General features: G+C 69.9%; 18 protein-coding genes. All 18 read left to right on the top strand.

What is annotated here, in order from left to right; translation table 11 throughout:
* Nucleotides 1-15 precede the first annotated feature (15 nt).
* The 18 genes from CSIV_RS04065 to CSIV_RS03980 all read left to right on the top strand — a co-directional run bounded on the left by CSIV_RS04065 (nucleotide 16) and on the right by CSIV_RS03980 (nucleotide 19,843).
* A complete protein-coding gene (locus tag CSIV_RS04065) occupies nucleotides 16-813 on the top strand; it encodes a TrmH family RNA methyltransferase (RefSeq protein ID WP_077050152.1) in 798 nt (265 codons plus the stop codon).
* Between the two features lie 74 nt (nucleotides 814-887).
* On the top strand, nucleotides 888-1,649 hold the full coding sequence (locus CSIV_RS04060) for an amino acid ABC transporter ATP-binding protein (RefSeq protein WP_077050151.1): 762 nt from the start codon (nucleotides 888-890) through the stop codon (nucleotides 1,647-1,649).
* Between the two features lie 108 nt (nucleotides 1,650-1,757).
* Complete coding sequence (locus CSIV_RS04055) at nucleotides 1,758-2,678, top strand: glutamate ABC transporter substrate-binding protein (protein ID WP_077050150.1); 921 nt, start codon at nucleotides 1,758-1,760, stop codon at nucleotides 2,676-2,678.
* 76 nt (nucleotides 2,679-2,754) lie between these two features.
* Nucleotides 2,755-3,405 (top strand): amino acid ABC transporter permease, encoded by a 651-nt coding sequence (locus CSIV_RS04050; RefSeq protein ID WP_077050149.1) that lies wholly within the window; start codon nucleotides 2,755-2,757, stop codon nucleotides 3,403-3,405.
* Nucleotides 3,402-4,319 carry an amino acid ABC transporter permease gene (locus CSIV_RS04045; RefSeq protein ID WP_077050148.1) on the top strand — a complete coding sequence of 306 codons (918 nt, stop codon included), beginning with the start codon at nucleotides 3,402-3,404 and terminating at the stop codon, nucleotides 4,317-4,319. The genes CSIV_RS04050 and CSIV_RS04045 overlap by 4 nt, the downstream gene beginning before the upstream one ends.
* Before the next feature lie 63 nt (nucleotides 4,320-4,382).
* A complete protein-coding gene (gene pheS, locus CSIV_RS04040) occupies nucleotides 4,383-5,423 on the top strand; it encodes a phenylalanine--tRNA ligase subunit alpha (RefSeq protein ID WP_077050147.1) in 1,041 nt (346 codons plus the stop codon).
* Complete coding sequence (gene pheT / locus CSIV_RS04035) at nucleotides 5,423-7,948, top strand: phenylalanine--tRNA ligase subunit beta (protein ID WP_077050146.1); 2,526 nt, start codon at nucleotides 5,423-5,425, stop codon at nucleotides 7,946-7,948. Before pheS ends, pheT begins: the two co-directional genes overlap by 1 nt.
* 415 nt (nucleotides 7,949-8,363) lie before the next feature.
* Nucleotides 8,364-9,413 (top strand): N-acetyl-gamma-glutamyl-phosphate reductase, encoded by a 1,050-nt coding sequence (gene argC, locus CSIV_RS04030; protein WP_077050145.1) that lies wholly within the window; start codon nucleotides 8,364-8,366, stop codon nucleotides 9,411-9,413.
* Entirely contained in the window at nucleotides 9,410-10,567 is a 1,158-nt protein-coding gene (argJ, locus tag CSIV_RS04025) for a bifunctional glutamate N-acetyltransferase/amino-acid acetyltransferase ArgJ (protein WP_077050144.1), read from the top strand. Before argC ends, argJ begins: the two co-directional genes overlap by 4 nt.
* The gene (gene argB / locus CSIV_RS04020) at nucleotides 10,564-11,466 is read left to right on the top strand and encodes an acetylglutamate kinase (RefSeq protein WP_077050143.1); all 903 of its coding nucleotides are present in this window, start codon (nucleotides 10,564-10,566) and stop codon (nucleotides 11,464-11,466) included. Before argJ ends, argB begins: the two co-directional genes overlap by 4 nt.
* Entirely contained in the window at nucleotides 11,463-12,737 is a 1,275-nt protein-coding gene (locus CSIV_RS04015) for an acetylornithine transaminase (protein ID WP_077050142.1), read from the top strand. The genes argB and CSIV_RS04015 overlap by 4 nt, the downstream gene beginning before the upstream one ends.
* Nucleotides 12,734-13,657 carry an ornithine carbamoyltransferase gene (gene argF / locus CSIV_RS04010; protein WP_077050141.1) on the top strand — a complete coding sequence of 308 codons (924 nt, stop codon included), beginning with the start codon at nucleotides 12,734-12,736 and terminating at the stop codon, nucleotides 13,655-13,657. Before CSIV_RS04015 ends, argF begins: the two co-directional genes overlap by 4 nt.
* Complete coding sequence (locus tag CSIV_RS04005) at nucleotides 13,636-14,775, top strand: heparan-alpha-glucosaminide N-acetyltransferase domain-containing protein (protein ID WP_083734978.1); 1,140 nt, start codon at nucleotides 13,636-13,638, stop codon at nucleotides 14,773-14,775. Before argF ends, CSIV_RS04005 begins: the two co-directional genes overlap by 22 nt.
* Nucleotides 14,776-14,817: 42 nt before the next feature.
* Complete coding sequence (gene argH, locus CSIV_RS04000) at nucleotides 14,818-16,248, top strand: argininosuccinate lyase (RefSeq protein WP_077050140.1); 1,431 nt, start codon at nucleotides 14,818-14,820, stop codon at nucleotides 16,246-16,248.
* A 49-nt stretch (nucleotides 16,249-16,297) separates the two neighbouring features.
* Entirely contained in the window at nucleotides 16,298-16,945 is a 648-nt protein-coding gene (locus tag CSIV_RS03995) for a SatD family protein (protein WP_077050139.1), read from the top strand.
* Nucleotides 16,942-17,655 carry a hypothetical protein gene (locus CSIV_RS03990; RefSeq protein ID WP_077050138.1) on the top strand — a complete coding sequence of 238 codons (714 nt, stop codon included), beginning with the start codon at nucleotides 16,942-16,944 and terminating at the stop codon, nucleotides 17,653-17,655. The genes CSIV_RS03995 and CSIV_RS03990 overlap by 4 nt, the downstream gene beginning before the upstream one ends.
* A 47-nt stretch (nucleotides 17,656-17,702) precedes the next feature.
* A complete protein-coding gene (gene tyrS / locus CSIV_RS03985; protein WP_077050137.1) occupies nucleotides 17,703-19,016 on the top strand; it encodes a tyrosine--tRNA ligase in 1,314 nt (437 codons plus the stop codon).
* Entirely contained in the window at nucleotides 19,016-19,843 is an 828-nt protein-coding gene (locus CSIV_RS03980; RefSeq protein ID WP_077050136.1) for a DUF4184 family protein, read from the top strand. Before tyrS ends, CSIV_RS03980 begins: the two co-directional genes overlap by 1 nt.
* The last annotated feature ends 317 nt before the right edge of the window (nucleotides 19,844-20,160 follow it).

The raw sequence follows: 20,160 nt of genomic DNA, 5'->3' as shown, positions 1-20,160 counted from the left end.
CCATACACTGGGGACGTGCTGGAGAACCCTCGTTCGCCGCGGGTGCGCGCCGTGGCCAAGCTGAGCAAGCGCGCCGCCCGGCAGGAGACCGGCCTGTTCCTCCTCGAGGGCCCGCAAGCCGCGCGCGAGGCTCTCGCCTGGGCGCCCGAGACGGTGCTCGAGTTGTACGCGACCCCCAGCGCCCTCGAGAAGCACACCGACGTGCGCGACGCCGCCGTCGACGCCGGTGTCGACCTGCAGTACACGACCGAGGCGGTGCTGGATGCCATGGCCGACACGGTCACCCCGCAGGGCATCGTCGCGGTGGCCCGCCAGTCGCCGACCGCCTTGAAGGACATCCTCGCCGAGGGGCCGACTCTGCTCGCGATCTGCGAGGAGGTGCGCGATCCCGGCAACCTGGGCACGATCATCCGGGCGGCGGACGCCGCCGGTGCGGACGCGGTGATCCTCACCGGACGCACCGTGGACCTCTACAACCCGAAGGTGGTGCGCTCGACCACGGGGTCGCTCTTCCACCTCCCGGTCGCCGTGGACCTCGAACTCGCCGATGTCGTCGCGCGCGTGCACGAGGCGGGGCTGCGCGTGGTCGCCGCCGACGTCGGGGGCGACGATTTCGTGGCGTCGCGAGACCTGCTCAGCCGTCCGACGGCGTGGTTGTTCGGCAACGAGGCCCGCGGCCTCGACGAGACCGCGCTGGCGCACGCGGACCAGTCGCTGCGGCTGCCGATCTACGGGCGTGCGGAGTCGCTGAACCTCGCCACCGCCGCCAGCGTCTGTCTCTACGAGACGGCGTTCGCGCAGCGCGCCGGGTGATTCCGCTGTTACAGAACGGTTAAGGCGCGCGCCACGGTGTGGTTGCTTTCTGATCGGTCTCATAGGGTGGGCGAATGGCATCCGTTCCCCCGGCGGGCCCCGAGCCCCTTGTCGTCCTGTCCGACGTGCAGAAGCACTACGGCCAATTCCAAGCGCTGAAAGACATCGATCTCACGGTCGATCGCGGCGAGGTCGTGGTCGTCATCGGCCCGTCCGGGTCGGGCAAATCGACCCTCTGCCGCACGATCAACCGCCTCGAGACGATCACCAGCGGCTCGATCACGATCGACGGCGACCCGCTGCCCGAAGAGGGCAAGGGCCTCGCGAAGCTGCGCGCCGACGTGGGCATGGTCTTCCAGTCGTTCAACCTCTTCGCACATCTGACGATCCTCGAGAACGTCACGCTCGGCCCGATCAAGGTCCGCAAGATGAAGAAGGCGGATGCTGAGAAAGAGGCGCGCGCGCTCCTGGACCGCGTCGGCGTGGGCCACCAGGCCGACAAGCTGCCCGCGCAACTGTCCGGCGGTCAGCAGCAGCGCGTGGCCATCGCCCGTGCCCTGGCCATGAAGCCGAAGGTCATGCTGTTCGACGAGCCCACCTCGGCCCTCGACCCCGAGATGATCAACGAGGTGCTCGACGTCATGGTGGGGCTCGCGGCTGACGGGATGACCATGATCGTCGTGACCCACGAGATGGGATTCGCCCGCAAGGCCGCGAACCGGGTGGTGTTCATGGCCGACGGCCAGATCGTCGAGCAGGCCGCGCCCGAGCAGTTCTTCACGCGCCCGCAGTCCGATCGAGCGAAGGACTTCCTCTCGAAGCTCATCACCCACTGATCGCGCGCGGAACGACGGTGTTCCGCTGCCCGCACCGCCTCCGGCCGACCCGACGTGCCATCCCCCTGTATCCCCTCCGAACAGCACACGTAACCAAGGAGACATCACATGCGTAAATCTCGGCTTCTCGCGGGTGTCGGCGTCATCGCCGCCGGCCTGCTCGCTCTCACCGCCTGCAACAGCGGTACCCCCGGTTCGCCCGACGCCGGTTCCGGCGAGGGTTCCTCCGACGCCCCGGTGTGGGGCGAGGTCGCGTCGAACGTGACCATCGACGGCAGCCCCACGTTCGAGAAGATCAGCTCGGCGGGCAAGGTCGTCATCGGTGTGAAGGAAGACCAGCCGGGCCTCGGCTACCTCGACCCCGTCACGGGGGAGCGCAAGGGCTTCGACGTCGACATCGCGCGGTGGATCGCCGCGTCCCTCGGGTACGACCCGGCGGACGAGTCCAAGGTCGAGTACAAGGCCATCGCATCGGCCAACCGCGAGCAGGCGCTGATCAACGGCGACATCGACTACTACGTCGGCACCTATTCGATCACCGACAAGCGCAAGGAGCAGATCTCCTTCGCCGGTCCGTACTTCCTCACCGGCCAGGGCCTGCTGGTGGCGGCCGACAATGACACGATCACCGGCAAGGACTCGCTCACCGCGGACACCACGGTGTGCTCGGTGACCGGCTCCACGCCGATCCAGCGCATCCGCGAGGAGACTCCCGCGAAGGTCGTCGAGTTCGACACGTACTCGCAGTGCGTCGAGAAGCTCAAGAACGGCGAAGTGGATGCCGTGACCACCGACGAGGCCATCCTCCTGGGCTACGCCGCGCAGGATCCCGACAACCTCAAGATCGCGGGCGAGCCCTTCAGCGAGGAGCGCTACGGCGTCGGCCTGGCCAAGGGCGACACGTCGTTCCAGGAGTTCGTGAACACGCTCTTCACCGATGGCGGGTCGACCTGGCAGGCGATCTTCGAGAAGAACCTCGGCGCCTCGGGCGTCGAGGGCAAGCAGCCCGCGGTCGACGCCGCCGGTTGAGCACACGGTGCGGGCGGCGTGAGCGCGTCGCCCGCACCCTCGACCTCGTCGATCACGAGAAGACAGGAATCAACCGGTGAATCAGATCTTCGACTACCCCGACCTGTGGGCGCAGGCGCTGTGGGGAACCGTCGTCCTCTTCCTGGGCGGAGGGGCGATCGCCATCGTGCTCGGGTTCGTCGTCGCGGCCATGCGCGTCTCGCCGGTACCGATCGCTCGTGCGGTCGGCGCGGTCTACGTGAACTGGATCCGCAACACCCCGTTGACCCTCGTCCTGTTCTTCTTCGCGTTCTGCGTGCCGCTCCTCGTGGACGTGCCCCGCGGCTTCTTCCTGCCGCTGGCGGTCTGCGGCATCGGCATCTACACCGCGACCTACGTCGCCGAGACGATCCGGTCGGGGATCAACACGGTGCCCGTCGGGCAGGCCGAGGCCGCCCGGGCCCTGGGTCTCAGTTTCGGTCAGGTGATGACGCTGGTCGTCCTCCCGCAGGCGACCCGCTCCGTGATCCCCCCGATGGTGAGCGTGTTCATCGCCCTCCTGAAGAACACCACCGTCGCCTCGGGTTTCTCGGTCGTCAACCTCGGCAACATCCGCGCCAACATGAGTGAGAACGGCGAGAACCAGCTGGTGACGATCGTCCTGGTCATGGTCATCTTCGTCCTGCTCGTGCTGGTGCTCTCGGCTCTGCAGAACGCCGCCGAGAAGAAGTGGAAGGTGGCCCGATGAGCTCCTCCGTCCTCTACGATCTCCCCGGCCCGCGCGCGCGCGTGCGCAACCGGCTCCTCGGCGCGCTCACCCTCGTGGTGGTCGCGGGGATCATCGGTTTCGTCGTGTGGCGGTTCATCGACACCGGGCAGTTCTCCGCGACGAAGTGGAACGTCTTCACCTACACCGCGATCTGGGTGCGCTTCGGCGAAGCCACCCTCGCCACCCTGTCGGCCTTCGCGGCCGCGGCGGTCGGTGCGCTGGTGCTCGGATTCGTCCTCGCGATCGGGCGCCTGTCCGACCACGCCTGGGTTCGCATCCCGGTCGGCTGGATCGTGGAGATCCTCCGCGCCGTGCCCGTGCTGGTCTTCATGCTCCTGCTCTACTACGGTCTGCCCGTCATCGGCATCCGCCTCTCGCCCTACTGGGCCGTCGTGATCGCTCTCATCGCGTACAACGGGTCGGTTCTGTCCGAGGTCATCCGGGCCGGCGTCGAGTCGCTGCCGCGCGGTCAGAGCGAGGCCGGTTACGCCCTGGGCCTTCGCAAGTCCAACGTGATGCGTCTGATCCTCCTGCCTCAGGCCATCCGGGCGATGCTGCCGGTGATCATCGCGCAGCTCGTGGTGACGCTGAAGGACACGGCGCTCGGCTTCATCATCACCTACCCCGAACTGCTGTACTTCGCGCGGCAGCTCGGCTCGAACGGCGAGTACGGCTCGCCGCTCATCCCCGCGGCCATGATCGCGAGCGTGATCTACGTCGCCATGTGTCTGGCGCTGTCGTACGCCGCGCACCGCGTCGAGATCGGCCTGCGCCGTTCGCCGCGCGCAGCGCGTGTCGCGGGCGCCGAGCCTCCCGGCCAGACCGGCACCGACACCGAGCTCATCGTCGCGCAGCGCGGGGCGGGCAAGAACGACCCCGGTTCGGCGGCCTGACGCGCTCGCCGTCTCGACAGACGGGCGGGGGAGCATCCCCGCCCGTCGGTAGACTCGGTTCTCGTGTCCGACGCACCTGAGATCACCCCCGAGGCCGTCGCCTCCGCCGTCGATGCCGCGCTCGCCGCGGTCGCCGGTGCCGCGACCACGGCCGACCTGAAGGCCGCCCGCTCCGCACATGCGGGGGAGCAGTCGCCGCTATCGCGACTGAACGCCCGCCTGCGTGACGTCGCCTCCGAGAACAAGGCCGCTTTCGGCAAGCTCGTCGGGCAGGCGCGCGGCCGGGTGAATCAGGCGTTCGCGGTCCGTGAGGGCGAGCTAGCCGAGGCGGAGACCGCGGCGCGGTTGGACGCGGAGCGCGTCGACGTCACAGCACTGCCGCAGCGTGCGCGGGTGGGCGCACGTCATCCCATCTCGCTCCTGCAGGAGCAGGTGTCCGACATCTTCGTCGGCATGGGGTGGGAGATTGCCGAGGGTCCCGAGCTCGAGCACGAGTGGTTCAACTTCGACGCACTGAACTTCGACGTCGACCACCCGGCGCGGCAGATGCAGGACACGTTCTTCGTCGACCCCGTCGCGCGACACCTGGTGATGCGCACGCACACGAGCCCGGTGCAGGTGCGATCGATGCTCGAACGCGACCTCCCGATCTACGTCCTGTGCCCGGGCCGGGTCTACCGCACCGACGAGTTCGACGCGACGCACCTCCCCGTCTTCACGCAGTTCGAAGGACTCGTGGTCGACAAGGGCATCACGATGGCCCACCTCAAGGGCACCCTCGACCACGCCGCCCGCGTGCTCTTCGGGCCCGAGGCGAAGACCCGGTTCCGCGCCAACTTCTTCCCGTTCACCGAGCCGAGCGCCGAGCTCGACCTGTGGCACCCCACCTTCAAGGGCGGTGCGCGATGGATCGAGTGGGGCGGCTGCGGAATGGTGAACCCCAACGTCCTGCGTGCCGCGGGGATCGATCCCGAGGAGTACTCGGGCTTCGCCTTCGGCATGGGCATCGAGCGCACGCTCATGTTCCGCAGCGACGTCCAAGACATGCGCGACATGGCCGAGGGCGATGTCCGTTTCAGCGAGCAGTTCGGAATGGTGGTCTGATGCGCGTCCCGCTCTCCTGGTTGCGCGAGTACGTCGACGTGCCGGCGGATGCCGCACCGGACGACGTCCTGGCGGCCCTGGTGTCGGTCGGTTTCGAAGAAGAGGACGTTCACCGCTTCGAGCTGTCGGGTCCCGTCGTCGTCGGCGAGGTGAAGGAGTTCACGCCCGAACCGCAGTCCAACGGCAAGACGATCCGGTGGTGCCAGGTCGACGTCGGCGAGGAGCACGGCGGCATCCGTGGCATCGTCTGCGGAGCCGGCAACTTCTTCGAGGGCGACAAGGTCGTCGTGACGCTTCCGGGTTCGGTCCTTCCCGGACCCTTCCCGATCGCCGCGCGCAAGACGTACGGTCACGTGTCCGACGGCATGATCGCGTCCGCCAAGGAACTGGGTCTCGGCAGCGAGCATTCCGGCATCCTGCGTCTGGTCGAGCTCGGCATCGACGCCCCGGTGGGAACCGACGCCATCGCGCTGCTCGGGCTCGACGACGTCGCCGTCGAGATCAACGTCACGCCCGACCGGGGGTATGCCCTCTCCCTGCGCGGTGTCGCCCGCGAGTACTCGCACGCGACCGGCGCCGCCTTCCGCGACCCGGGCGCCGGCCACGACGCCGCGCGCGAGCGCACGCCCCACGGGTTCCCGATCTCCGTCGCCGACGCCGCGCCGATCCGCGGACGCGTCGGGGCGAGCCAGTTCGTCGCGCGCATCGTGCGCGATGTGGACCCGTCGCGCCCCACGCCGCCGTGGATGATCACGCGCCTGTCCCTGGCCGGCATCCGATCGCTGGGTGTGCTGATCGACATCACCAACTACGTGATGCTCGAACTCGGCCAGCCGATCCACGGCTACGACCTCGACCGCCTGCAGGGTGGCATCACGGTCCGCCGAGCGACCGCGGGCGAGAAGCTCGAGACCCTGGACGGCCAGGTCCGCACCCTTCACGTCGAAGATCTCGTCATCACCGACGAGTCCGGCCCGATCGGTCTCGCCGGCGTCATGGGCGGCGGCCCGACCGAGATGAGCGACGCGACCCGCAACGTGCTCATCGAGGCGGCCACGTTCGACCAGGTCTCGATCGCGCGGACCGCGCGTCGTCACAAGCTGCCTTCCGAGGCGTCGCGACGTTTCGAGCGCGGCGTCGACCCGCTCGTCGCCTTCGTCGCCGCGGAGCGCGTGGCGACCCTCATGGTGGAGCTGGCCGGTGGCACGCTCGACACCTCCCTCGGGGGCTCGCTCGCGGAGAGCTACACCCGCGAGGCGATCGCGCTGCCCCGGGAGTTCGTCCCGGGTCTCATCGGCGTCGAGTACACCGACGATGAGACGGAGCGCGCCCTGCGCCTCATCGGCGCGACGGTCGACCGGAGCGAGAGCGGATGGAGCGTCGTGCCCCCGTCGTGGCGCCCCGACCTCACCGACAAGTGGACGCTCGCCGAAGAGGTGGCCCGTATCGAGGGCTACGACCGCATCCCGTCGGTGCTCCCGACCCCTCCCTCGGGGCGCGGGCTCACCCTCGCTCAGCAGGGGCGCCGGCGCGTCGCGAACGCTCTGGCTGCGGCGGGGTTCGTCGAGACGCCGTCGTTCCCCTTCACCACCTCCGAGCAGAACGATCTGCACGGATCGCCGTCGGGCGAAGCGCTGCCGAGCGTGAAACTCGCCAACCCGCTCGACGGGCTGGCGCCGTTCCTGCGCCGCTCGCTCGTGCCCGGTCTGCTGCAGGTCGCCCACCGCAACCTCTCGCGGGGCATCGTCGATCTCGCCCTGTTCGAGACGGGCACCGTCTTCCTGCCGAAGCCGGGGGTGCAGTACGGCACCTCCTCGGTCCCGCCGCTCGCGGTGCGGCCGGATGCCGCGACGTTGACGGCACTCGACGCGTCGATCCCGCCGCAGCGTCGGCACGTCGCCGTGCTGCTGACGGGGAACCTCGTCGCCAAGCAGCCGGGGCAGGCGGCCGTCGCGGCCGACCTCGCCGACGCGGTGGACGCGGTGCGCGTGCTGGCCGGAGCAGCCGGCGTCGACGTGGAACTGGTTCAGGCACAGCGTGCGGCGCTGCATCCGGGCCGTACGGCGCGGGTTCTGGTCGCGGGTGTCGACGTGGGCTACGTCGGTGAGCTGCTGCCTGCCGTGGCCGCCGCGGCCGATCTCCCGGGGCGCGTGCTGGTGGCGGAACTCGACCTCGATGCGCTTCTCGAGCGCGCGCAGTCGCGGGTGGTCGCGGCGTCCCTGTCCGGCTTCCCGGCGGCCACGCAGGACGTGTCGGTCGTCGTGCCGGTCGGGGCCGCCGCGGGCGAGGTGCGGGCTGCGCTGCTCGAGGGCGGTGCGCCGCTGATCGAAGGCGTGCGGCTGGTCGATGACTACCGCGGGCCCGGCGTTGCGGACGGAACGAAGAGCCTGACGTTCGCCCTGCGCTTCCGTGCGGCGGATCGGACGCTGACGGCGGCCGAAGCGACGGAGGCCAAGATGAGTGGCGTCGCGGTGGCGGCGAAGCGTTTCGGCGCCGCCATCCGGGACGGCGAGGCGAGCGTCTGATCTGCTTCGGGCGGGCGCTGTCCGGGGGAGCCCGGAAAAGTGCCTGCCCTCATCGCCGACGAGGGGGCAGTCGGAAGTGGTCGGCGATGAGGGCAGGTGTCATGAGCATACCCCCAATTTGTCCCCCATATGGGGGACAAGCTGAAAGAAGTCGATGCGTCTTCTTTTCGCCGGCCCGGACGGGCGTCCCGCGCGGCGGATTTGCTCCGGCGCGGCCGCGGCGGATAGCCTCGCGGAATGTCGTCGATCGTCGTCCGCAACGAGGAGCTCTCCGTGAGCACCGTTGCCGTGCGTCGACGTCGGGCCGCACGCCGAGTTTCGGCGACCTCGTAACCCGCCGTCGGTCGGGCATACGGGCGTCGCCGCCCCGGTTCACGCTGATCACAGCCACAGCCCCGACTTCTAAGGTGGATCCATGACCCTCTCGGTCGCCGTCTCCGGCGCCTCCGGCTATGCGGGCGGCGAGATCCTCCGCCTGCTCGCCGATCACCCCGACATCGAGATCCGCACCGTCACCGCGCACGCGAACGCGGGCCAGGCGCTCATCTCCCACCAGCCGCACCTGCGCTCGCTCGCGCACCTCGAGCTCCAGGCCACGACTCCGGAGGTGCTCGCCGGGCACGACGTGGTCTTCCTCGCGCTGCCGCACGGTCAGTCGGCCCAGTACACCGAAGCCCTCCGCGACACCCCGCTCGTCATCGACGCCGGAGCCGATCATCGGCTCACCTCCGTCGCCGACTGGGCGGCCTTCTACGGCGGCGAGCACCCCGAGCCGTGGGCGTACGGCGTTCCCGAGCTTCCGATCGCCGGCGGCAAGCAGCGAGACCTCCTGCGCGGCGCCGCGCGGATCGCCGCTCCGGGATGCAACGCCTCCACCGTCGCCCTCTCTCTGGCACCCGGTGTCGCCGCCGGGGTCATCGATCCGGGCGACATCGTGTCGGTGCTCGCGGTCGGGCCGAGCGGTGCCGGCAAATCGGCCAAGGTGAACCTCCTCGCGAGCGAGATCCTCGGCACGGCCAACCCCTACGCGGTCGGCGGCACGCACCGGCACATCCCCGAGATCCGGCAGGCTCTGGCCGCCGCGGGCGCTCCGGCCGACGGCATCCGGGTCTCGTTCACGCCCGTGCTCGTGCCGATGGCGCGCGGCATCCTGGCGACCTCGTCCGCTCCGATCCGCTCCGGGGTCTCGGATGCCGAGATCCGAGCCGCGTGGGAGGACGCCTACGCGGGTGAGCCGTTCGTCGAGGTCCTGCCCGAGGGGACGTTCCCGCGGACGGCCGACGTGCTCGGCGCGAATGTCGCGTCGCTCGGACTCGCGATCGACCGCGCGGCGAACCGGGTCGTGGTCGTCGCCGCCGTCGACAATCTGGTCAAGGGAACCGCGGGCGCCGCGGTGCAGTCCCTCAACATCGCGCTGGGTCTTCCCGAGACCACGGCCCTTCCCCTGAACGGAGTCGCCCCGTGAGCGTGACCGTCCCCGCAGGATTCGAAGCGGCCGGCGTCGCCGTGGGGCTGAAGTCCACCGGCGCGCGTGATGTCGCCGTCGTCGTCAACCGCGGTCCGCAGAAGGTCGGGGCGGCCGTCTTCACCTCCAACCGCGCCAAGGCCAACCCGATCCTGTGGTCGGAGCAGGTCGTGAAGGACGGTGTCGTTGAGGCCGTCGTGCTCAACTCCGGCGGAGCGAACTGCTTCACCGGGTCCTTCGGTTTCCAGACCACTCACCAGACCGCCGAGCGGGCGGCCGAGTTGCTGGGCGTCGGTGCGGGCGACGTCGTGGTCTGCTCGACGGGTCTCATCGGCACCGGCGACGAGGTCTTCCGCGCCAAGGTGCTCGACGGGGTCGAGAAGGGCGTCGCGGCGCTGTCGGTCGACGGCGGCGAGGACGCGTCTCTCGCGATCATGACGACCGACTCCCGTCCCAAGCGTGCGGCGCACGTCGGAGAAGGCTGGAGCATCGGCGGGATGGCGAAGGGCGCCGGCATGCTCGCGCCCGGGCTCGCGACGATGCTCGTCGTGCTGACCACCGACGTGGTGCTGGACGCGTCCGAGGCCGATGCCGCCCTGCGTGCCGCGACGCGGGTGAGCTTCGACCGTCTCGACTCCGACGGCTGCATGTCGACCAACGACCAGGTCACCCTCCTGTCGAGCGGGGCCAGCGGCATCCGGGTGGATGCCGCCGAGTTCGCCGCCGCGCTGACCGCGGTGTGCGACGATCTCGCCGCTCAGCTGCAGAGCGACGCCGAGGGCGCCAGCCACGACATCACCATCCGGGTCGTCGGCGCCGCGACCGAGGACGACGCCGTCGAGGTGGGCCGCTCGATCGCCCGGAACAACCTCTTCAAGGCCGCGATCTTCGGCAACGACCCGAACTGGGGCCGCGTGCTCGCCGCCATCGGCACCACGCAGGCCGCGTTCGACCCGTACGACGTCGACGTGTGGATGAACGGGGTGCGCGTGTGCTCGGCGGGCGGCCCCGACCGTCCGCGCGAGGAGGTCGACCTGACCCCCCGCGCGACCGATCTCGTCGTCGACCTCCGCGTCGGCGACGCCGCGGCCACGATCCGCACGAACGACCTCACCCACGACTACGTCCACGAGAACAGCGCCTACGCCTCATGAGCGATATCGATATCCAGGACACCGATCCGGCCGCGGCGAGCGAACGGGCGGTGACTCTCGTCGAATCGCTGCCGTGGGTGCGCAAGTACCGCGACCAGGTGGTGGTGGTGAAGTACGGCGGCAACGCCATGGTCAGCGATGAACTGCAGGACGCCTTCGCGGCCGACATCGCCTACCTCCGTTACGTCGGGGTGAAGCCGGTCGTCGTGCACGGCGGCGGTCCGCAGATCTCGTCGATGCTCGACCGGCTCGACATCCCGAGCGAGTTCCGCGGCGGCTACCGGGTGACCTCCACCGAGGCGATCGGGGTCGTGCGCATGGTCCTCACGGGGCAGATCAACCCGCAGCTGGTCGCCAAGGTCAACGCGCACGGGCCGCTCGCGACGGGTCTCAGCGGAGAGGATGCCGGACTCTTCGGCGGTCGTCGCCGCGGCGTCGTGGTGGACGGCGTCGAGCACGACCTCGGGAGGGTGGGCGACGTCGTGACCGTCGACCCGCAGCCCGTGCTCGACCATCTCGCCGCCGGGCGGGTGCCGATCGTCTCCTCGATCGCACCCGACCTCGACAACCCGGGCGCATCGCTCAACGTCAACGCGGATGCCGCAGCTGCGGCCCTCGCGGTGGCGCTGAACGCGAAGAAGCTGGTCGTGCTGACGGACGTCCCCGGCCTGTACGCCGACTGGCCGAACCGCGACTCGCTCGTCTCCCACCTGACCTCGACGGAGTTGCGCGCGATGGTGCCGACACTCGAGTCGGGCATGATCCCGAAGATGCAGGCGTGCCTCGACGCCGTCGACGGGGGAGTGCCCACGGCCGCGATCATCGACGGCCGCGTGCCGCACTCGGTGCTCGTCGAACTGTTCACCAGCAAAGGAATCGGAACGGAGGTGGTCGCGTGAACGCGGACACGACACAGGAATCCCACGGCTCGCGCGGCCCGTCCTGGCAGGAGGATGCCGGGCGCGACCTCGTGCGCAGCTTCGGCGACCGCATGGCGCTGTTCGTGCGTGGTGAGGGTGCCTACGTCTGGGACGACGGCGGCAAGAAGTACCTCGACTTCCTCGCCGGGATCGCGGTCGACGCTCTCGGCCACGCCCACCCGGCGTTCGTCGAGGCGGTGTCGACGCAGGCGGCGACCCTCGCGCACGTCTCGAACTACTTCGCCACGCCCCCGCAGTTGGCGCTCGCCGCGCGGCTGAAGCGACTCGCGGGCACCGGGGAGTCCGGCCGCGTCTACTTCGCCAACTCGGGCGCCGAGGCGAACGAGGCGGCGTTCAAGCTGGCCCGGCTGCACGGGCGCGGAACCGACCGCACCCGCATCCTGACGCTCCAGGGCGGTTTCCACGGGCGCACGATGGGTGCTCTCGCGCTCACCGGCAAGCCCGCCCTGCAGGCCGACTTCCTGCCGATGGTGCCCGGCGTCGAGCACATCGAGGCGACGGTCGAAGCCCTCGAGGCGGCGGTCGACGAGCGCGTCGCCGCGTTCATCGTCGAGCCCATCCAGGGCGAGGCCGGTGTGGTCGAACTCCCCGAGGGGTACCTCGAGGCGGCGCGCGAGATCACGGCCCGCCACGGCGCGTTGCTGATCGTCGACGAGATCCAGACGGGGGCAGGTCGTACCGGTGCCTGGTTCGCCTTCCAGCAAGCGGGAATCGTCCCGGATGCCATCACGGTCGCCAAGGGCATCGGCGGCGGGTTCCCGATCGGCGCGCTCATCACGTTCGGGGCGGCCAGCGACCTGTTCTTCCCGGGCACCCACGGCTCGACGTTCGGCGGCAATGCGCTGGGAACCGCCGTCGCCGGCGCCGTCCTGCAGGAGATCGAGTCCGCCGGTCTCGTCGACAACGCCGCGCGGCGCGAAGCACAGCTCCGTGAGGGGATCGCGGGCCTGGCATCGCCGCTGGTCGCCGGCGTGCGTGGCCGCGGGCTGCTGCTCGGCGTCGCGCTGGCCCACCCGGTCGCGAAGGCCGTGGTGGCGGCTGCGCAGGAGCACGGGCTGATCATCAACGCCGCCAACGACGAGACCATCCGTCTCGCCCCGCCGCTGATCATCGGGGATGCCGAGATCGCGGAGTTCCTCGCGCTGTTCCGCGCGTCGTTGGCCACGGTGGCCGACGCCCTCATCATCGACGAGTCCGCCGATCGGGCGGCCGAAGGAGTACCCGCGTGACCCGCCACCTGCTGCGCGACGACGACCTCACCCCTGCCGAGCAGGGCGAGATCCTCGACCTCGCCCTCGAGCTGAAGAAAGATCGCTGGGCGCAGAAGCCCCTCTCCGGCCCGCAGACCGTCGCGGTCATCTTCGACAAGTCCTCGACGCGCACCCGGGTGTCGTTCGCGGTCGGCATCGCCGACCTGGGGGGCTCTCCGCTGATCATCTCCACCGCGAACAGCCAGCTCGGCGGCAAGGAGACGCCCTCGGACACCGCACGCGTCCTGGAACGCCAGGTCGCGGCGATCGTGTGGCGCACATACGCTCAGGCGGGGCTCGAGGAGATGGCTCGCGGCACCCGTGTCCCGGTCATCAACGCCCTCAGCGACGATTTCCACCCGTGCCAGCTGTTGGCCGATCTGCTCACGATCCGCGAGCACAAGGGCGAGCTGCGCGGGTTGACGCTGTCGTTCTTCGGCGACGGTCGGAGCAACATGGCTCACTCCTACGTCCTGGCCGGTGTGACCGCCGGCATGCACGTCCGGGTCGCTTCGCCGGCGGATTACTCCCCTCGTGCCGACGTGATCGCGGATGCCGAGCGCATCGCCGCCGCGACCGGCGGATCGATCTCGCTGACCACCGACCCCGAAGCTGCGGCATCCGGAGCGGATGTCGTGGTCACCGACACGTGGGTGTCCATGGGCAAAGAGGAGGAGAAGATCGCGCGTATCCGCGATCTCGGCGGCTTCAAGGTCACCTCCGAGTTGATGGCGCGGGCCGACGACGCGGCGATCTTCATCCACTGCCTCCCGGCCGACCGCGGGTACGAAGTCGACGCCGAGGTGATCGACGGTCCGCAGAGCGTCGTGTGGGACGAGGCCGAGAACCGACTGCACGCCCAGAAGGCGCTGCTGGTGTGGCTGCTGAGCCAGGACTGATCTCGCGGACGGGTCGGGCGTGGCGTCGTTTCGACGGACCCGCCCGACTCGTCGGCATCGATCTGGCTCGCGGGCTGGCGGTGCTCGGCATGCTCGCCGCGCACCTGCTCACGATCGATCCGCTCGTCCTCGATGATCCGACGACCTGGCTCGACATCGTCAACGGACGCTCCTCGATCCTGTTCGCGACGCTCGCGGGTGTCTCGATCGCTCTCGTCACCGGTGGGGCTCGACCGCCCGAGGGGGCCGCTCGCTCGCGCGCGGCGGCGCGCCTGGCCCTGCGCGGGGCTCTGCTCTGGGGGATCGGCATCCTGCTGGTGATGACGGGCGTCCCGGTGTACGTGATCCTTCCCGCCTACGCGCTGCTGTTCGCCCTCTCGCTGCCGTTCCTCGGGCTTCGCGCGGGGAACCTCTTCCTGGCGGCGGCGCTCGTCGCCGTCGTGATGCCGTGGGTCTACCCGTTCCTCGACGCCGCTCCGATCTGGAGCGGGCGCGCGGGGGAGGACCTGCAGGCCCTCGTGGGGTGGGCGTACCCCTTCCCGGTGTGGATCGCCTTCCTGCTCGCGGGGATGGGTGTCGGGCGCCTGGACCTGCGGCGGCTCGGCGTGCAGGCGGCGCTCACGGTCGTGGGCGGCGCGGTGGCGGCGTGCGGGTACGGCGTCGCGATCGCCACGGCGGCGACGGTCGCCGAAGCCGGTCCCTATCTCGCCGCGGTCTGGACCGCCGAGGCGCACTCGTCAGGTCTGTGGGAGGTCGTCGGCTCGGGCGGATTCGCCGTCGCGATGATCGGGCTGTGCCTGCTGGTCTGTCGCACTCCGCTCCGATGGGTGGCGATTCCGCTTCGCACGGTCGGCTCCATGCTGCTCACCGCGTACGTCCTCCAGATCGTCGTGTGGGCGGTGTTCGCGGCCGTGCTGCTCGGCGACACGTCCGATCTTTCCGGCGTGCGCGATGCGGGTCTGTTCCTGCCGCTGACTCTCGGAATCGTCGTCGGGTGCACCGCCTGGGCGCTGTTGTGGGGGCGCGGGCCGCTGGAAGCGGTGATCGACGGCGTCGTCCGTCGCGTCGTCGGTCCTGCTTCCCGACCGGATGCCGCGCCTCCGGCGTCCGCGGACTGAGCGGGCCGGGTGGTGTCCGACGCTCTCGCTAGGCTGGGACGCATGAGCACCGAGACCGGCCAGGGTACGAACGAGGGCGCGCTGTGGGGCGCCCGTTTCTCCGGCGGGCCCTCTCCCGAGTTGGCGGCGCTCAGCCGCTCCACCCACTTCGACTGGGACCTCGCGCTGTACGACATCGCCGGCTCGCACGCGCACGCTGCCGCCCTCGAGGCCGCCGGGTATCTGTCCGCGGATGAGGCACGCGACATGCACGCCGGGCTCGACGACCTCGCCGAGCGCGTGCGTTCGGGTGCGCTCGTGGCGGCCCCGGGCGACGAAGACGTGCACGGTGCCCTCGAGCGGGTGCTGATCGAGACGGTGGGTCCGGCCCTCGGGGGCAAGCTCCGCGCGGGTCGCAGCCGCAACGACCAGATCGCCACGCTGGTGCGTCTGTACTTGCTCGACCACGCCCGCACCATCACGCGCGAACTGCTGCGACTGATCGACGCGCTGGTGTCGCAGGCATCTGCGCACGAGTCGGCCATCATGCCCGGCCGTACCCACCTGCAGCACGCGCAGCCGGTCCTCCTCGCGCATCATCTCCAGGCGTACGGCTGGGCGTTCGTCCGCGGGATCGAGCGCCTGCGCGACTGGTCGGTGCGCGCGTCCGTCTCGCCCTACGGCGGAGGCGCGCTCGCCGGAGCGACTCTCGGCCTCGACCCTCAGCTCGTCGCCGACCGGCTGGGCCTCGCACGCCCGGCCGAGAACTCCCTCGACGGTACGGCGTCGCGCGACGTGGTCGCGGAGTTCGCCTTCATCACCGCGATGATCGGCGTCGACCTGTCCCGCCTGGCCGAAGACGTGATCCTGTGGAACACGCGCGAGTTCGGGTTCGTCACCCTCGACGACGCGTACTCGACCGGTTCGAGCATCATGCCGCAGAAGAAGAACCCCGACATCGCCGAGCTCGCGCGCGGCAAGGCGGGGCGGCTCATCGGCAACCTCTCCGGTCTCCTGGCGACGCTCAAGGGGCTCCCCCTGGCCTACAACCGCGACCTGCAGGAGGACAAGGAGCCGGTCTTCGATTCGGTGCGCACGCTCGAGCTCGTGCTGCCCGCGTTCTCGGGCATGATCTCGACCCTGCGATTCCACACCGATCGGATGGCGGAGCTCGCCCCGCAGGGCTTCTCGCTCGCGACCGACGTCGCCGAGTGGCTCGTCCGGCAGGGCGTGGCCTTCCGCGACGCCCACGAGATCTCCGGAGCACTGGTGCGCACGTGCGAAGAGCGGCGGATAGGTCTCGAGGATGCCGACGACGCGTTGCTGGCCTCGGTTTCGCCGTCGCTCACGCCCGAGGTTCGCGACGTGCTGACGATCCAGGGCTCGGTGGCCAGCCGCACGGGCGCCGGTGGCACCGCACCGGACCGTGTGTCCGAGCAGCGCACCGAACTGGTGTCCCGCGCGCAGGCGGCCGCGCATGATCTCGGGTTCTGAATAAGCAAAAAGCTTATAAATCCGTCCCCATAAGCCATAAGCTGTTCACATGATCGCCGCCGTCATCGCCGACATCGTCCGTTCGCGCGAGTTGGACGACCGCAGCCGTGCGCAGAGCGCGATCCACGCCGCCGTCGCGCGAGCGGAGGCCGATGTCCCGCTCGCACTCGCGCCGCTCACCGCCGTCGTCGGAGACGAGCTGCAGGGGGAGTACCCCACGATCGCCGCCGCGGCGGCCGCCCTCCTCCTGGTCCGCCTCAACCTTCCCGACGGGGTCGAGTGCCGGTTCGGCGTCGGGATCGGTGAGGTGCGTCCCGTCGAGGTCGACGGCCGGACGATTCCGGAGGGGCCCGCGTGGTGGGCGGCGCGGACGGCGATCGAGCGGGTCGAGGCGATGCAGCAGCGGGCGGTTCCCCACGCCCGCACCTGGTTCGAGGCGCAGGAGCACACCGGTGCGAGGGTGCTCGAGAGCGTCGCGCTCGCGAACGCGTACGGGTTGTCGCGAGATCAACTCGTGTCGTCGATGAGCGAGCGGACGCGACGTCTGACGTACGGCCGGTGTCTGGGGCGATCGCAGCGCGAGCTCGCCGCCGATGAGGGAATCACCCAGTCGGCTGTCTCGCAGGCGCTGGCCTCCGCCGGGTCGGTGGCGATCGTCGAGGGGTTCCTCGCCCTCCGGGCGGGGGTGTCATCGTGATCGCCGCGGCCCTGCTGCTCCTCGCCGTCGGTGGCGTGGACCTTCTGCGCCGGCTGATCGCGCATCGCCGGAGGGCGATCTTCGCCGTCGCGGGCGTCCTGCTGGTGGCGCTGTCGGCCGGGGCGGATGCGGTCGTCGCCGGTATCCTCGCCGTGGCGGTCGCGGCGATCTGGACGTGGGTCGTTCCCGAGTCGGGTTCGGCGCGCGCGGGCCTGTGGCCGGTGGGACTCCTCGGGATCGCGGTCGCCGCGTGCGTGGTCGTCGCGCCCGCTCGTCCCCATCCGGGACTCCTCGGCGCAGGCTGGGAGGCGTACGGGCCGCGCGCGGACGTCTCGTTGGACGCGGTGCTGCTCGTGGCGGGGTGCCTGCTGTTCCTGCTCGAGTCCGGCAATGCCGTGGTCCGCATCGCGCTGCGCGCCGAGATGGGGGAGCGTGTGCTGCCCCCGTCCGGCGAGGCACCGACCACCCTCAAAGGCGGCCGCCTGATCGGTCCGCTCGAACGGATCCTCGTCTTCGCCCTGACCCTCGCAGGGGCGTACACGCTGCTGGCCGCCGTCCTCGCGGCGAAGGGGATCGTGCGGTTCCCCGAGATCTCCCGCGACGGCGAGGGCGGAGATCGGGCGGAGTACTTCCTCATCGGCAGCCTCGTCAGCTGGGTGACCGCGCTCGCGGCCGCCTTCGTCGTGTGGTGGGGCGTCAGCGGCGCGTGACCCGCCCGCCATCCTGGCCGCGTCGTCGCCGCTGATAGCCTGAAAGGGTGTCCGTTCCCTCCGACGAGCTTTCCGTTCGCGCCCTCGAGCCCGCCAACGACCCCGCGTTCGATTCGGTGTGGGACGAGCTGGTCTGGCGCGGTCTTATCCACGTCTCGACCGACCAGGACGAGCTGCGCGAACTGCTGTCCGGACCGCCGATCGTCTTCTACTGCGGCTTCGACCCGACCGCGCCGAGTCTGCACCTCGGAAACCTCGTGCAGCTGCTCACGATGCGGCGACTCCAGCTCGCGGGGCACCGCCCCCTGGGCCTCGTGGGGGGCTCGACGGGGCTGATCGGCGACCCCCGTCCGACGGCGGAGCGGACGTTGAACACCCGGGAGACGGTCGCGGAGTGGGTCGACCGGCTGCGGACGCAGGTGGAGCGCTTCTTGAGCTTCGAGGGCGACAGCGCGGCGCGGATGGTCAACAACCTCGATTGGACCGCACCGCTCAGCGCGATCGATTTCCTCCGCGAGATCGGGAAGCACTTCCGCGTCGGGACGATGCTGAAGAAGGATGCGGTCAGTGCCCGCCTCAACTCCGAGGCCGGGATCAGCTACACGGAGTTCAGCTACCAGATCCTGCAGGGCATGGATTACCTCGAGCTCTTCCGCGCGTACGGTTGCGTCCTGCAGACCGGCGGGAGCGACCAGTGGGGCAACCTCACCAGCGGCACCGATCTGGTGCGCCGCGTCGAGGGGGAGTCGGTCCACGCGATCGGCACTCCGCTGATCACCAACAGCGACGGAACCAAGTTCGGCAAGAGCGAGGGCAACGCGATCTGGCTGGATGCCGACATGTGCAGCCCGTGGACGATGTACCAGTTCTGGCTGAACACCGACGACCGCGACGTCGTCGACCGCCTGAAGGTGTTCACGTTCCTCACGCGAGCCGAGATCGAGGACTACGCGCGACTGGTTGACGAGGAGCCGTACCGTCGTGCCGGGCAGAAGCGCCTCGCGCGCGAGGTCGTCACGACCGTCCACGGCCCGGATGCTGCCGACGCGGTCGTCGCGGCCACCGAGGCATTGTTCGGCCAGGGCGACCTGATGGCTCTGGATGCCGCGACCCTGCGGAGCGCCCTGGCGGAACTCCCGCACGCGTCCCTGCCCGCGGGGGCGACGGTGCTCGATGGACTCACGTCGACGGGTCTCGTGAGCAGTCTGAGCGAGGCGAGGCGTGCGATCGCACAGGGCGGTGTGTCGCTGGACGGGCAGAAGGTGACCGCGGACGACACCCCGGTGACGGGCTCGCTGCCGGGCGGTGTCTCGGTTCTGCGGCGCGGCAAGAAGACGTTGGCCGGAGTGTTCGTCGGCTGATGCCTTTCACGCCGAGCCATGCCGTCGTCGCGCTCCCTTTCGTGCGCACGCGGCTGGTGCCGGCGGCGATCGCCATCGGGGCGATGACCCCCGACCTGCCGTTGTTCTTCCGCGGCATGTGGCCCGACTACTCCCTGACCCACGATTTCGCCTGGGTGCCGGTCACCACGGTGCTGGCAGTGCTGCTGCTTCTCGTCTGGCGGTGCGTTCTCCGCCCCGCCGTTCGCGAGCTCTCCCCGCGGGTGGTCGCCGAGCGTCTTCCGGACCGATGGGATGCCGGCTTCCGCGACGGTCTCCGCGAAACACTCGGCGGGGGACCGGTGGCGCTGATGTGGCTGCTCCTCTCGCTCGCGTTCGGAGTCGCGACGCACATCCTGTGGGATCTCTTCACTCACGAGGGGCGTCTGGGCGTGGCGTTGATGCCGTCGCTGGACGACCAGTGGGGCCCCCTCCCGGGAGTGAAGTGGCTGCAGTACGGATCGGGCGCGTTCGGGCTGATCGTCCTCGCCGCCTATGGACTCGTGTGGATGGCACGACGAGGGACCGTTCCGGTGCGACGGGTGCTGCCGACTGCGGTGCGTGTCCTGTGGTGGGTATCCCTGCCGGTCGCTCTGGTCGTCGGCGGAGCGATCGCGGTGTTCATGAGCGCCGCCCAGAGCACGGTGATGTCCCCGACCGCACTGATCTATGGAGTTCTGACGCGCATCGCCGCGGCATGGGCGATCGCGTCCCTTCTGCTGGCCGTCACGGTTCAGGTCCGGCGTCGGCGCGAGATCCGCGTGTTTCCGCGGATTTCAAGTCGCGACACGCCCGGGATGAGGCGCTGATTGGACGAGTCGGCCGTATCCGCGTAACTTATTACTTGTTCGCCCCACAGGGGAGAGCGGAGCGGCCGAAAGGCCCCGCGTCCTCTCAAGCGGTGAACCACCCCGATCAGAACTTGTGAGCTTCGGCTCGAGGGTCTAAGATCGGATTCTGCCACTCGGCACTTGTCTTCCAAGACTGAATCCTCTGATTCGACTTGTGAAATATGACTTGTGTGTGGCGTATAAGGTAGTGAAGTTGCCTCGCGGGTAGGTCGAGAGATCGTTTCTGTGGGTGCGTCCGTTCCTTGAGAACTCAACAGCGTGCACTTGTCAAATGC

This window comes from Microbacterium sp. CSI-V (genome assembly GCF_001984105.1).
Lineage (GTDB): Bacteria > Actinomycetota > Actinomycetes > Actinomycetales > Microbacteriaceae > Microbacterium.
Note: the sequence above shows the minus strand (reverse complement) of the source record. Positions and strands in the feature narration are given on the sequence as shown.